Consider the following 13,831-nt stretch of genomic DNA (forward strand, 5'->3'; position numbering starts at 1 on the left):
GTCGGTGGTCGCGGACACCTGGGTCACGGGAGTCGCCTGAGTCACTTCTGTCACTTGGGTCACAGGGTGCACCGGCGGCTCACCCCCACGTTCCGCTGGGCCGGTAGCCGTACGCCATCAGTTCCTCCAGGCAGGCTATGGGGGCGTGGGCGGCGACGCGGCCGTCGGGGGCCTCGGCGAACACCTCGCTGGACAGCACGCGCCCGTCGACGCCGTTGACCTCGCGGACGGAGGTGACCATGCGCTGGAGGCGGCCGCCGCTCTGGTAGTCGTTGCGCCGCTGGATGAAGACGACGAAGTTCACCGCGCCCGCGATGAGCATCTGGCTGGCCTCGATGGGCAGTCGCTCCGTCGCCTGGAGGGCGTAGGTGGAGATGCGGTTGAAGACCTCGCTGGAGCTGTTGGCGTGGATCGTGGACAGCGAGCCGTCGTTGCCCTGGGACATCGCGTTCAGCATGGTCACGATCTCGTCGCCGAGCACCTCGCCCACGATGACCCGGGAGGGGTTCATGCGCAGCGAACGGCGCACCAGCTCCGCCATCGAGATGGCCCCCTGCCCCTCGGAGTTGGGCAGCCGCTCCTCGAACGCCACCACGTTGGGGTGCAGGTCGGGGAAGGTGTCGAGGCCCAGCTCCAGCGCCCGTTCGACGGTGATGAGCCGCTCGTGCGGCGGGATCTCGTTGGCGAGGGCGCGCAGCAGCGTGGTCTTACCGGCGTTGGTCGCGCCCGCGATCATGATGTTCTTGCGGGCCCGGACGGCACAGGCGAGGAAGTGCCCCAGTTCCGGCGTCAGCGTGCCGTTGCCGACCAGGTCGGAGATGAACACCTTGCCCATCCGCGCCCGGCGGATGGACAGCGCGGGCCGCCGCGCCACGTCCATGACGGCCGACAGCCGCGAGCCGTCCGGCAGCCGCAGGTCGAGCTGCGGATTGGCGGAGTCGAAGGGGCGCGACGACAGACCGGAGTAGGCGCCCAGCACCTGGATCAGCTCGATGAGCTCCTCGTCGGTCTCCGCGACGGGCTCGCCGCGCGTCTCCCGGCCGTCCGAGTAGCCGACGAACACCTGGTCGCAGCCGTTGATGTCGATGTTCTCGACCTCGGGGTCGTCGAGCAGCGGCTGGAGCCGGCCCACCCCGAACAGCGCGGCGTGCACGGCGGCCGCGTACTGCTCCTCGGTCTCGGCGTCCAGCGGCGTACGGCCCGCGTTGATCTCGGCGCGGGCGTACTCCTCCAGTATCTGGGCTATGACGGCCCGCGCGTACTGCCGCTCGTCCTCGGTGGACATCGGCGTGACGCCGTTGACCTGGTCGAGGCGCCGCTGTTCGGCGATCCGGTCGCCGGCGTCCTGCCGGAACCGCTTGACCAGCTGGTGGTCGACAGCGGTCATCGCCCGGCCCCGCGCGTCTGGTGCGCCTGCTGGGCGTGCGGCGGGACCTGCTGGGCCTGCGCGGACGCGGCCCAGGCGGCGCCGTACTGCTGGTACACGTCGGCCGTCACCTTGCGGGCGGAGCGGATCAGCAGCGACTTGTCGAGCCGCCCCCGCCGGCGGCCGGCCAACTGCTCGGCGCCGGCCGGGTCGTCGGCGAGCGTGCCGACCACGCGGGCGCCGGTCTGGGCGTGGACGAGCATGTCGTTCACCTGGGAGGCGAGCTTGGGGGCGTTGCCCGTGTCGGCGATCAGGACGACGCCGATCACCGGGTTGCCGAGGCTCGCGGCACCGCGCGGCCCGCCGTGCAGCTTGCCGGCGAGCGCGGCGGCCCGGTCCCGCACGCGCGCGAGCGCCTCCGGTTCGGTGCGCGAGACGAGCAGGACGAGGGAGGCGTGCGCGAACAGCTCGACGGCCGGGGTGTCCCCGCTGATCCGCCCGCAGTCGGCGATGACGTCGGCGGGCGCGTGCGGGGAGTCGCCGAGCGCGGCGAAGGCGTGCCCGAGCGTCGGCCACAGGCCGGCGAGCCCGGCGGCCTGCTCGGCGATGCCGAGCCCGACGAGCACTTCGAGTCCGCCGCTCAACGGCTGGACGTGGTCCCAGAGCTGGTCGGGCACGAGTCCGCGCCGCGCGGTGGCGGCGATGGACAGCATCCCGGTGTTCGGGTTCAGCGGCCCGCCGTGCGCGGCGGCGCTGCGGTAGACGAGGTCACCGCCCGCCGGGTCGGTCTCGGCGAGCAGCACCCGCCGCGGCCAGACCGCCGCGAGGGCGACGGCCGCGGTGGTGACGCCGGGGGAACCCTTGTCGGCGGCGAGGGCGATGAGGGCCATGGGTGGGGTGCCGCCTTCTCAGTTGCCGGGGACGTGCACGATGGCGACCTCACCCGCGGCCGCCGCCGAGGCGAGCGCTGCCGCGTCGGCCTGGTCGACGAGGAGGGTGAGCGTCCTGCTCCCCGTGCTCACGGTGGAGTCGCTGTCGTCCGCGACGACGTTCACCCGTGCGTCGTCGACGAGTGCGCCGGAGGACGAGCCGCCGCCCGCACCGGCGCCGGTGTCGTCGGAGTCGTTCGAGCCGGAGCCGGCACCGCCGACCCGGTAGGCCGCCACGGTGTCGCCGGGCTTGATGTCCGACGGGTACTGGCCCTCCTTGAGGGCGAGGCCCACGGAGGCCTTGCCCTCGGGCAGGCTGCTCTTCACGGCGAACATCTGGCCCTGGACGACCGTGTCCGGGTAGATCGTGGTCTTCGCCTTCATGGTCTTGAGCGTGTCCAGCTGGCTCCAGAGGACGTAGTTGATGCCCTCGTCCTCGGCGACCATCACGGAGGTCACGTCCTTGTCGGTGACGGACTCCCCGGCCTGGATCTCGTTCTCGACCTTGACGACCTCGATGCGGTCCCCGGCCTGGAGCACGAGCATCGTCGCGCCGAGCGCGCCGACGAGGATCAGCAGCACGGCGAGCGCGGCCAGCGCCGGTTTGCGCTCGCGGGGCGGAGTGGGAAGCCGGTCACCGACCGGCGGCTGAGCCGGAACCGCGGAACGACCCGCGCCCGCCCCCGTACGCTCTTGGATCTTCACGCAACCGCTCCCCGTACACCCAAGAAAAAGTCTGCCAATTGCCCTGAAATCGACGACACTTCACCCACGCCCAGTCGCTCACGGACATGCGGGACGCGCCGGACATGCCCGCCCGACCTGGGCGAATAGCCAACGCTGGGGGTGAGTGTCAAGCCATCGCACCGTATCAGCCACACATAAGCCCCTCAAGGCAGAGCCCGCCCCACCCACCTCACCCCGCACACCGTTACTCATCTGCAATTACCGCCGTGAACACCCCAGTTGGCGCCCACCGCGCCACCACCCGCGCCCCTGTGCGCGAGCGAACCCCCGCACCGACCCGGCAACCACGCAGCACATGCGCTTCATCACGCACCGCTCATGAGGCCTGCACGATTCACTCACGAGGTGGCCGATCGGCCATGCCATGATCGTCGACCGGGCCAGTGACGGAACGTAAGTACGGGGACACGGGGGACGGATGAGTCCGCAGGCGCGCCGTGACGCGCTCGTTCCCGCTCGCCTCAGGACTCGACCGACCACCAGGGAGCCATCCATGAAGCGTGCCGCCCTGCTCGCCGCCTCCGCCTTCTCCGCACTCTCCCTCGCCGCGCTCACCGCGTGCGGCGCGGGCGCGGAGCCGGACGGCACGACCGGCGAGCCCCGCCCCTCCGCGTCCGTGACGAAGCCGCCGACGCCGGCCGAGCGGCTCGCCGCGCTCATGGTCACACCGGCCGACGTCGACGGACTGCCGGTGGAACCGCCCTCGGACGACTTCCGCTTCGCCGAGTCCCCCGAGGACGTGACACTCGACCGGCAGGTCTGCGCACCCCTGGCCCACACCGCCAACCAGCTTCCGCTCGGCGACCCGCGGGCCGACCTCACCCGGGTGCTGTCGAAGAACCCCACCGCCACGCACACCTACGTCACCCTCACCGCCTACGCCGCCGACGGGGCCCGGGCCGCCATGAACGAGGCGAGGAAGGCCGTGGACTCCTGCGGCGACGGCTTCACGGCCACGGCGAGCGGCGGCACCAGCTCGTACGACTCCGTCACCGCGGAGGAGGTCGCACCGGCCGGCGACGAGTCCCTCGGCTTCAAGGCCACGATGACCTTCCGCGGCGTCACCCACACCCACCACACGGAGGTCGTCCGCCACGGCGACGTCATCGGCGTCTACTTCGCCGCCGACGGCATGGCCATCGCGCAGGGCAGGCCGAGCGACGCGAAGCCGGCGGAGACGGTGGTGCGGGCACAGAACGGGCGGTTGAGGTGAACCCCGTGCTCCTGCCCGTCCGTCGCCGGGCGGCCCGCCCGATCCTGCCCCGCCGTCGCCGGGCGACCGCCCCGCCCCTGCCCGTGCGTCGCCGTGCGGCCCTCCTGCTCCTGGCCCTCTGTGCCGTCGTCACGGCGCTGGCGACCGCCCCCGCCGCCCAGGCCCAGCCGGGGCCGGGGACCCGGCCCCCCTCCCAGGCCGCCCATCTCGCCGACCGCCTCCGCGACCACCCGGTCCACGTCACCGACCAGCTGCCGCGCGCGGTCCCGCGCTCCCTCGCCCCGGACTTCGCCCGCCTGGCCAAGCGCACCGGCGTGCCGACGTACGTCCTGGTCCTGCCCACCCCGTACTCCTACGGCGACGACCTGCTCGGCGCCGTACACGAACGGCTGGCACGCGACGGGCTGTACGTGCTCGTGGACGAGTCGGAGGTCACGGCGGCCAGGTCGTTCGGGGTGCGGGCCCCCGCCGAGGACGCCCTGTGGGCGGCACGTCACGAACTCCCCCACGACGCGGGCGCGCTGCGCAGCTTCGAGCGCTTCGTGGACATCGTCGCCGAGGGCGCGAAGGAGGCCGGGGCCCGGGTGGACGCGGCGGCCGCCGCCCACGGGGACGGTGCACCCGAGGAGATGTACATCGGCCCGGCCGACCGCCGGAACCAGTCGTTCCTCACGGGCATCGCGCTCACCGGCGTACCCCTGTCCCTCCTGCTGCTGGTCCCGTACGCACGCCGCCGCCTGCGCTCCGGCCACCCCCCGGCCGGCAGGAGGAAGGGGAAGAAGAACAAGCCCTCCACCCCAGCGCCCGCGCGCCCACTCCTCCACCGGATCGCCCTGCCCGCCGCCGCACTGGCCGCGGCCGCCGCGATCGGCGTCTGCGCTCCGCTGCTCTTCGACCAGACCCGCAGCAGCGCGTCCCCCACCCCCACCCCGGCGGACCTCTCCGCCCGCGTCGACCGCGTCACGGCCGGCCTCACCCGCGACCCGGTCTACCAGGACCCTGAGAGCCCGGGACGCCTGGACGCCGCGCAGCTCTCCCGCCTCCACGACCGCATCGCGCGCTTCGAGCGGTCCGAGGGCGGCGGCCCCGTCTTCGTCACGCTCGTCCCCCACACCCCGGAGGACGAGTCGGCGGGCGACGAGGAACTGTTCTCCGCGGCGGTCCACGCCGCCCTGGACATGGACGGCGTGTACGTCGCCGCCGACCCGCTGACCGGTTCCATCGACGTCTTCAACCACGGCCTGCGGCTGGACAGCTACGACCTCCTCCTCGACCTCCCCGACGCCATCGCGTACGGCACCGAGGAGGCGGACGAGGCGGACGACCACCTCCTGGCCGAACGCCTCGACGCCCTCATGACGTACCTCGACGAGGCGCCGCGCACCGAGGAACCGAGCAGCGTCGGCAGCCCGGCCCATGCCCCCAGCCCCTCCAAGGAGCACACCCTTCCGCCCCTGTTCGCCACCGACTTCTGGCCGGGCCTGTTCGTCGGCGCGTTGGCGGCACTGCTGGTGTGGGGCGTGGTGGCCGGTGCGTGGACGGCCGTCACCCGGGTGAGGCGCCGGCTCGGCTGGGCCCTGCTCCCGGCCTCACCCGGCACGGCGCCGGCGTTCCCGTCGGCGGCGTTCCTGCGCCGCACGGCCCGGGCGGAACTGCGCGCCGCGAGGTCCGCCGTGGAGGCGGCCCAGCCGTCCCCGCCCCGGGCCGCCCGGGACCGCTACGAGGCTGCCCTCCTCCTCACCGGAACCGCCGGCCTCGGCGACCCGCGCACACCCCCGGCCCACCTGCTTGCGGTCACCGTGCTGGCCCGCGCTGCCCGGGCGGCCGTCGAGGGTGACGACAGCGCCCGCTGCTGCGCGGTGAACCCCCTCCACGGCACGGCCGTCACCCGCCGCCATGTACGCGTCACCGCCGACCCCCACCGCCGCCGCTTCCTCCCCCTCTGCACCTTCTGCCGCGACACGGCGACAGCGGCCCCCGGCGACCTCCACCAGCAGTTCCTCACCCTCCCCCGCCCCTCAGGCACCCCCGTCCGCTACGACGAGCCCGCGGACGGCCTGCTGTCGCCCCTGTCGGACGGGTACGCGGGGCTGGTGACGAGGGTGCGGGAGAGCGTGAACGCCGGCTGAACGGGACGGACACCGACCGACATGAACCACCGCACCCACCACCCCTGCCCCAACGGCTTCGCTGTGGCGAAACCAGGAATCACACCGATACCGTCAATGTCCTCGACCGCCCATCCGTCTCACGGGGAGTCACTGTGAAGCGCCGCTCTTTGCCCGTTGCCGTCGCACTCACCACGACGGCGGCCCTGCTCCTGACCGCATGCGGAGGTGAAGACGCGAACTCCAAGGGCGACGACGCGATCGCGGGGGCCGACACCAGCGGTTCCGAGACCACCGCGTCCCCCACCGCCGACACGTCCGGGACCGCGCAGCGCCCGAAGATCACGCTTCCCGGCGACGTCAAGAACGTGTTCGAACAGTGGAAGACCGGAGACCCGGCCAAGGACGCGCTCCTCGAGGACGTCACCCAGCGCATCAACGCAACGGACGCGGCCATCGTCGCGGCCGATCCCGAGTCCGAAGCCCTGCCGTTCTACTACAAGGACGAAGCGCTGGCCGAAGCCGCGCAGTGGGTGCAGCGGTACGTGGACGACGGCAAGTCCATCACCGGGACGGTGCGCTTCTACAACCCCGACCTGGTGATGGTCGACAAGGACACCGCCGCCCTCGCCTACTGCGCCGACGAGACCAAGGCCGCGGACAAGGACCGCAAGACCGGCAAGGCCGACGAGATCGCTGTGAACAACGACTCGTACGTCGCTTACAACACCCGCGTCCAGAAGGATCAGAACGGGATTTGGCAGACCACGAGCCTCCTCTCGGAGAGGGGGAACGCCAAGTGCGTCGCGTGAGCCTGCGGTTGGGGCGTGCCGGGGCAGCGCTGACGGCTGTGGCGTTGGCCCTGGTTCCCGGTACCGCGTTCGCACAGCGTGGAGGCGGCAGCTCCCAGGGGAGCACGACGGACACCGGCGGTGGGCGCGAGGGCACCAGCCTCGTCTCCAGGGTCGTCTACAGCGGAGCCACCGCCGGCACCCAGGGCGGTGGTGGCGGTGACGGAGGCGGCCTGCAGCCCGTGGGGGACTGGACACCCCCCGCCTGCTGGTACGAGCCCCGTTCGGCAGCGGAGTTCCGCGACTACGTGGAGACGATGTACGACGACACCGTCAACACCCCGGGTCAGCACAGCTACGCCAAGAGCGCGGTCGGCATGTTCCGGAACGAGTACAAGGACGGCACGTACGAGAACTACAACCTCGACAAGAAGGACGAAGGCAACTGGTGGGTCGCCGTCCGTGACGAGGACCGCAGCATGGAACCCGAGGCCCAGGCCTGCGACAGGAAGCCCTTCTGGGTGGAGAACGGCGACCCCGTCCCGGTCGAGAACGCGATCACTCCCGAGGTCCTCGCGGAACTCGCGTACAGCCGCGTAGAACTCCCCGCCACCGAAGTGACCCTCCGCCCCGAGGGCAACACCAAGGTGAATCTTCCCACCTGGGCCTGGCTCGACAAGGCCCGGTTCAAGGAGACCTCGGTGACCGCCGCGATCGCTGTGGGCGGCCTGAACATCCAGGCGACCACGACCGCACAGCCCGTCTCCCTGAAGCTGGAGCCCGGTACTCCGGACGCCGAGACCTACCCGGCCTCCGGGGAGTGCGCCATCGACGACGACGGCTCCATCGGCGAGCCGTACGCCAGGGGCAAGGCCGACCGGACCCCGCCCTGCGGACTGAAGTACCTGCGCTCTTCGGGCGACGGGACCTTCGAGCTGCGGGCCACGGTCACCTGGGACATCACGTGGACCGGCACGGGCGGCACGGGCGGTGACCTGCCCGACGGGACGTTCGGCAACGAGCAGGCCGTGACGGTTCAGGAGATCCAGGCCATCAACCGCTAAACGTCACTACAATGCCCCGAGCGAGTCCAGGAATCTGCCGGGCGTGGAGACCACCGCTCCCCGGAGAGACAGATTCCGCGTATAGACCCCCTCGAAGAGGATGGCCAGGCTCAGGTCCACGGAATCAACGGATCCATGCATGTCTCCGGAGATCGTCTCCGGATCCTTCCAGCTGGACCGGGTCATCAGCACTTGGACGCCGGGCCGCTCAAGCGCGTGATGTCGCTTGTTCACTGTCTCCCGGTATCTGTATTCGCGCCCCACGGCCCAGATCCGCAGGGCCCGCCCACCCCTGCTCCACCGCCAGGCGCTCCGAGACACCACCGCATGCTGCCCCGCGACATTCAGCGCGCCTTCCGCGATACGGGGCTTCCCACCGTAAGGAGGCGCCTTGTAGGAAGAGACCGGGACACTGTCGCCGGTCACCATCACGCCCATGTAAGAACTCCTGTCGGTCACCGGTACCACTTCAAGTGCCGGCAGCAGCAATTCCACGGAGCCGAGACGCCCGACTTCACCATTCCAGTACGCTACGCGCCCACGACCACGCTCATCACCAGGAGATTCGAACCGGCGAAGCTCGAAGGATTCAGCACTCATCACCGCACCTCACCTTTCGCCCCACAGTGGATCAATCGAACGGATTGAGAGCTTTGCCGAGCTTCTTCGCCCCGTCCGCGAGCTTTCCGGCACCTTCGCCGATCTTCTTTCCTGCCCAGCGACCCGCGTCGGCGACCTTCCCGGGGAATTCCTTGAACTTCTCCTTGTTGGCGATGATCGTCGACACACCGTAAACCGCACCGGTGACCACGGCTGCGCCGATCGTGATCGGGGTGGGCGCGACCATGGCGACCGTCAGAGAGGCGTTGAACGCCACGCCGGACACCTTCGAGACGTAGCCGGCCTTGTCCCGTTTGAACGCCTCGACGGGGTTGCCCTCCTGCATGACGTCGAACGCGCCCACACCCGTGGCGACGACGCTTCCGCCGATACCGGCCGCCCGCCACCAGCCGGCGGTGCGCACGGCGGCGCTCGCACCGGATCGCAAGGCTCCCAGCCGGCTCGCGCCGGCCGCCCGGGAGGCCGTACCGACGTTGTTGCCGACCTTGAGGAGATTGGCCTCCCAGGCGTACAGCCTTCCGCCGTGAAGTTGGGCGAGCCGGTCCGAACCGGTCAGGACGTCGAGGACGACAGTGGGTGTACTTCTGCCGATCTGAGCGCCCAATGCGGCTATACGGGCCGGGACCAGTGACGGAGCCCGGCCTTTGAGGATCTGCGCGATCGTGGTGCCCGGGGCCTTCATGAAGGTGCCGTGCTTGAAGCGCTTGATCAGACTGAGCGTTCCGAGGACCGCGGTCGTGAAGGCTGTCGGGACAGTGGAGGCAAGCGCGGTGAACTCTATGTAGTCGGCGACCACCTCACCGAGGTTCTCGTCACCGCTGACCTTGGCGGTGGCGTCTCCCGGAATGCGCTGCAGCCAGTCCTGGTAGGTCTCGCCTGGTTTGCGCTTGAGCCACGCGGCGTCGAACTTGTCGCCGTTGGCGACGGAGGCGTTCGCGATCAGCAGGGCGTCCGGGGGCAGCTGGAGGCCTTTGAGTTCCTCCGGCTTGAATCCCGCGTACAGCGCCGCGGCCTTGGGGTCGCCCTTTTCGGCCCTCAGGATGGCCGCACGGCGCCGCAGGTCGGTGGCCGTCTCCCCGGTCCAGGACTGCATGGGTTTCAGAGCAGCCAGTCTGTCGCGGACCCCGAGCCGGGATGCCCGGCTGAACGCTTCGTCCAGCTTGTCCCCGAGGTTGCCTCTGCCGTCGAACAGCTTGGCCAGGTGTTCGAGGTCCGACGGGTTGGCCATGCGCTGGGAACTGTCGCTCATATCTCCCCGTAGATATCTGCTGCGCTCCGCTCGTGAGCTGCGGGTGCACACCCCGAAGGAACGCCGAACGGTGTCAGGATTCGCCTCGTGACGGGCTCAGGACGTCGTCTGCGGCTGCTCGGCAGCCAGCTGCGCCCCGTCAGGGAGCAAGTCCGTGATCAGGCCCCAGAGTTCCTTGGCAGAGGTGCGTCGTACCCGCAGGACGCTGCCCGCGTCCACCTCACCGTCACCGACCGGCTCGGCGGGCAGCTCACGCAGCCAGTAGCCCTCGATGCCGCAGTCCCAGGCCGACAGCGCCCTCACGGACAGCCCGCCGGGGCTGTCCGTCTGCGCCACGCCCTTCCAAACCATCGTGATCCGCCACATGCAGTTCAGCTGGGCAAGGATCTCGGCGAGCCGTACGGGAGCCCCGGTCGCCTCTGCGACAGCCTGCGGCTCCTCGAATTCTCCGGCCTCCATGCGGGCGACCACCTGGTCGAACAGGCCCATCGTCGAGGTGATCACCTCGTTGCCGTCGACCTCGTCCGCGAAGTCGCGGTGCAGATCCACCATCCTGGCGAGCGACCACACCAGGGACTCGGGTTCGGTGGGCACGTACTCCGACTCCGTCGAGCCGGGCCACATCTCGTGACTGAAGATGAAGTCGTCGCCGATGACGGCGCCGTTACTGCTGACGCCCTGCGGACCGGTGACCTCGACACGGGCGATGACACGCGGCGCCATCAACGTGGAGACGAGCGGATAGAGATCCGCGACGATCTTGTCCTCGACGTCGATCAGCCCGGCCTCCCGCAGCTCGGTCAGCCGCGGAGACAGTTCGGCCGGAATCCGTTCCTCTTCGACGAGAAGCCCCAGCACGCTGATATGGGCATCGGACAGCCGCAGCCGACGTCGGGCCGCATCCAAAGAAGGCATTTCGCCGTGTCCCCCAGAAATCAGAGAAAATTGCACCGGTTGAGAAAACGGCCCGGTACCGATACCAGGGCCCCGGCCGTCGTGAGATTCCGCGTGTACACGGCCTCCATCACGACGGCGAGTGCGATGTCGAGCGCGTCGGCCTCGCTTGAGCAGGTCCCGGACAGCGTCTGCGGGCTGTTCCAACTGGAACGCCTCATGAGAACGCCCGCGCCGGGGCGGGCCAGTTCATGGCCGCGCTTGCCGCCGACCTGGGCATAGGTGTACGAGCGTCCCTTGACCTGGAGCCGAAGCGCTCGCCCCTCCCGTCCGAGCCGGTAGACGTTCCGGGAGAGGTCCGCCGGGTCCCAGTCCACCCTCAGTTCCCCCCGGGCCAGCAGGGGGCGCCGCAGGTACCGCAGTCCGAGATAGGTGACGAGTGGGAAGCTGTCACCGCTCACCGCCACCTCGCAGTACTCGGACGGGTAGTCACTGTGCTCGGTGGGAAAGGCCAGCTCGATGCGGCCGAGGCCATCCACCTCACCGTGCCACGAGAAGATCTCGCCACGGCGCCCCCGGGTGGAAGTCGCGCGCCGAAGCTCGAAGGAAACCCCGCTCATTCACTTACCCCCTTCCTCGTCTTCGGCCGGTCCGACCGCACTCGCACTCCTGGGCCGCGAACGGCATGCCCTTATGCCGCAAAAGCCGACATCAGGGAAAACAGCGAACGGTCACCGTGTGCGGTGCACTCCCCATGCGGTCGGCGTGTGCCATGAAACAGTAAAGCAAAGCCGATTCAAGCGCTGCGGACCACCCCAAAAGGCCGATGTGGTGGGCCTGCGTCCGTCTTGTGCGAAGGGGGGAGATTTCGTTCCGCAACTGTGTGGTGGAACCGGCTCTCGTATGCTGCATCAGCACTGCCATGGCGCCGCCGCGCGCAGTGGCGGTCACCGACGACCGACGGGGGAAAGGTGCCAGACGTGCGGCACGCGAGCAGCGAGGACGCTGCCGAGTTGAAAAGACGCGCGGAGCGGCTGCGTGAATGTGCGCGCGACGCGCGGGCGCTGGCGCGCAGGCTGGGTCCGTATCTCGACGACGCGGCGAAGAAGGCCACCCCGCGCGCCACCGACTTCCGTACGGGGAACGACGCGAACGCGATCTGGCAGGGCCCCTTCGCCGACGAGTGCACCGCGAGGCTGCAGCAGCGGCAGCGCACCCTCAACGGCATGGGCGGCGCCCTGCTGGCCGATGCCACGCGGTGGGAGAACCAGGCCGACGAACTGGACCGGCAGGCCAAGGAGAAGGACAAGGCGAAGACCGGAACGGGCGGCAGCTGATGTCCTTCAGGGGATTCGACGCCGACAGGCTCACCGCGCTCGCCAACGACCTGGACACCCTCGCCGGCAACGCGGGGAAACTGCACAGCGAGCTGGCCGCGCTCCTGACCTCCGCCCAGCAGAACCTGCCTCCGGGACAGAGCGCCTCTCGCGACCCCGACCTGCAAGCCCTGGTCGGCGATCTGGTCCCCGTGCCGTCGTTCTTCGGCGGGCGTCGCCGGCCGCCCGGCTCCCTCACCGGCGAACTGGGCGACATACAGGCGTCGATGAAGCGCCGGATCAGGCAGCTGGAGGGCGTGCGGGACCTGGCACGCAAGGGTTACCCCGTCGCCGACGGCAGCGTGTTCCTCGACGAGAAGGCACCCGACGCCCAGAAGATCGACGAGGCCCTGCGCAACCTCCAGGCGCTGCGGGGCAAGGACTTCGGCGCCAACGGCAACCGGGACGACCTGGAGAAGATCGCGGGGGAGCTCGACGGGCTCACGGCGGCCGAGATCGACGCCCTCATGTCCAAGGCGTCCCCGAAGGACCTCGCCTTCTACAACGAACTGCTCACCGACACGGGCGACTCGGGCTGGAACCCGTTCGACAAGAACGGTCTGCCGGAGGACAGGCGCCGGGACACGCTCGGCCTGATGCTGTCGAAGATCAGCCCGGACAACGTGCCCAGGTTCCAGGCGGCCTTCCCCGGCATGCAGCCGACGTTCACCAACACCGGCGCGCACGAGGAGGGCGGCAACAACCAGAACGGCCAGACCAACAGCGGCATCCACTGGGCGCCGCCCGGCGACCCGCTGTTCCAGAACGGGGTGTCGGCCGACGACGTCAACCAGAACCAGTTCGGCGACTGCTGGTACGTCGCCTCGCTGGCCGGTCTGGCACAGAAGAACCCCCGGTTCCTCCAGGAAGGCATCAGGGAGAACCCGAACGGCACGGTCAGCGTGCGGGTCTGGGACAAGGAGGGCAACCACCACTGGGTCACCATGACCGCCGACCTGCCCACCGACCAGAACGGCAACCCGATCAGCACGTACGGCAACGGCGAGTCCTGGCCCGCGTACTACGAGAAGGCCTTCGCGATGGTCTACTCGGAGGACCGTGACAACGAGCGCGGCTACGGCGGCATCGAGGGGGACGACCCGAAGAAGTCCGCCCCCTACCTCACCGGGCAGGAGGGCGAGGACCTGACGACGGGTGGCTTCCTCGGCATCGGCGAGGACGAGGACAAGAACCTCGACTCGCTGAGGCGGGCGTTCGAGTCCGGCAAGGTCGTCACCGTCTCGACCCCGGCCGACGAGAGCCTGGACAAGAACCACCCCAAGGAGTGGGGCAGCACCTACCACAGCAATCACGCCTACTACGTCCGCGGCTTCACCGACGACGGCAAGGTCATCCTCGGCAACCCCTGGGGAACCTCCGGTTATCCGCCGATCACCGTGACGCAGGAGCAGTTCGACACGTACTTCCAGGCGCCGGAGGCATTCGATGTCCCGTGACGGCGCCCGTGACACC

Annotated in this window: 13 protein-coding genes; 6 read left to right on the forward strand and 7 right to left on the reverse strand. The window is 70.0% G+C overall.

Features of this window, described 5'->3' with window-relative positions; translation table 11 throughout:
* Positions 1-79: 79 nt before the first annotated feature.
* The 3 genes from FHX78_RS14460 to FHX78_RS14470 are packed head-to-tail and all read right to left on the reverse strand — an operon-like array spanning position 80 to position 3,000.
* Entirely contained in the window at positions 80-1,387 is a 1,308-nt protein-coding gene (locus tag FHX78_RS14460) for a TadA family conjugal transfer-associated ATPase (protein WP_145867853.1), read from the reverse strand.
* The gene (locus FHX78_RS14465; RefSeq protein ID WP_145867855.1) at positions 1,384-2,256 is read right to left on the reverse strand and encodes a hypothetical protein; all 873 of its coding nucleotides are present in this window, start codon (positions 2,254-2,256) and stop codon (positions 1,384-1,386) included. The genes FHX78_RS14460 and FHX78_RS14465 overlap by 4 nt, the downstream gene beginning before the upstream one ends.
* A gap of 18 nt (positions 2,257-2,274) precedes the next feature.
* A complete protein-coding gene (locus FHX78_RS14470; RefSeq protein WP_145867856.1) occupies positions 2,275-3,000 on the reverse strand; it encodes a hypothetical protein in 726 nt (241 codons plus the stop codon).
* Between the two features lie 535 nt (positions 3,001-3,535).
* Between FHX78_RS14470 and FHX78_RS14475 the strand changes: the two genes are divergently transcribed.
* The 4 genes from FHX78_RS14475 (at position 3,536) to FHX78_RS14490 (ending at position 8,218) form a co-directional block, all read left to right on the forward strand.
* Positions 3,536-4,255 (forward strand): hypothetical protein, encoded by a 720-nt coding sequence (locus tag FHX78_RS14475; RefSeq protein WP_145867857.1) that lies wholly within the window; start codon positions 3,536-3,538, stop codon positions 4,253-4,255.
* Positions 4,256-4,260: 5 nt separating this feature from the next.
* A complete protein-coding gene (locus FHX78_RS14480; RefSeq protein ID WP_145867859.1) occupies positions 4,261-6,384 on the forward strand; it encodes a hypothetical protein in 2,124 nt (707 codons plus the stop codon).
* Positions 6,385-6,533: 149 nt separating this feature from the next.
* Complete coding sequence (locus FHX78_RS14485) at positions 6,534-7,175, forward strand: hypothetical protein (RefSeq protein WP_244403708.1); 642 nt, start codon at positions 6,534-6,536, stop codon at positions 7,173-7,175.
* A gap of 38 nt (positions 7,176-7,213) precedes the next feature.
* Positions 7,214-8,218 (forward strand): hypothetical protein, encoded by a 1,005-nt coding sequence (locus FHX78_RS14490; protein WP_373312963.1) that lies wholly within the window; start codon positions 7,214-7,216, stop codon positions 8,216-8,218.
* Positions 8,219-8,224: 6 nt separating this feature from the next.
* Here FHX78_RS14490 and FHX78_RS14495 read toward each other — a convergent pair whose 3' ends face one another.
* From FHX78_RS14495 to FHX78_RS14510, 4 genes are all read right to left on the reverse strand, one after another.
* Complete coding sequence (locus tag FHX78_RS14495; RefSeq protein WP_145867863.1) at positions 8,225-8,818, reverse strand: hypothetical protein; 594 nt, start codon at positions 8,816-8,818, stop codon at positions 8,225-8,227.
* Between the two features lie 31 nt (positions 8,819-8,849).
* Complete coding sequence (locus FHX78_RS14500) at positions 8,850-10,088, reverse strand: mucin-2 (protein WP_145867864.1); 1,239 nt, start codon at positions 10,086-10,088, stop codon at positions 8,850-8,852.
* Between the two features lie 96 nt (positions 10,089-10,184).
* The gene (locus FHX78_RS14505) at positions 10,185-11,003 is read right to left on the reverse strand and encodes a hypothetical protein (RefSeq protein ID WP_145867866.1); all 819 of its coding nucleotides are present in this window, start codon (positions 11,001-11,003) and stop codon (positions 10,185-10,187) included.
* 20 nt (positions 11,004-11,023) lie between these two features.
* A complete protein-coding gene (locus tag FHX78_RS14510) occupies positions 11,024-11,602 on the reverse strand; it encodes a hypothetical protein (protein WP_145867868.1) in 579 nt (192 codons plus the stop codon).
* Between the two features lie 360 nt (positions 11,603-11,962).
* Between FHX78_RS14510 and FHX78_RS14515 the strand changes: the two genes are divergently transcribed.
* Together FHX78_RS14515 and FHX78_RS14520 are read left to right on the forward strand one after the other, a co-directional pair.
* Positions 11,963-12,319 carry a hypothetical protein gene (locus FHX78_RS14515; protein ID WP_145867870.1) on the forward strand — a complete coding sequence of 119 codons (357 nt, stop codon included), beginning with the start codon at positions 11,963-11,965 and terminating at the stop codon, positions 12,317-12,319.
* On the forward strand, positions 12,319-13,815 hold the full coding sequence (locus FHX78_RS14520; RefSeq protein ID WP_145867871.1) for a C2 family cysteine protease: 1,497 nt from the start codon (positions 12,319-12,321) through the stop codon (positions 13,813-13,815). The genes FHX78_RS14515 and FHX78_RS14520 overlap by 1 nt, the downstream gene beginning before the upstream one ends.
* The last annotated feature ends 16 nt before the right edge of the window (positions 13,816-13,831 follow it).

The sequence above is a fragment of the Streptomyces capillispiralis genome (assembly GCF_007829875.1).
GTDB classification, from domain to species: Bacteria; Actinomycetota; Actinomycetes; order Streptomycetales; family Streptomycetaceae; genus Streptomyces; species Streptomyces capillispiralis.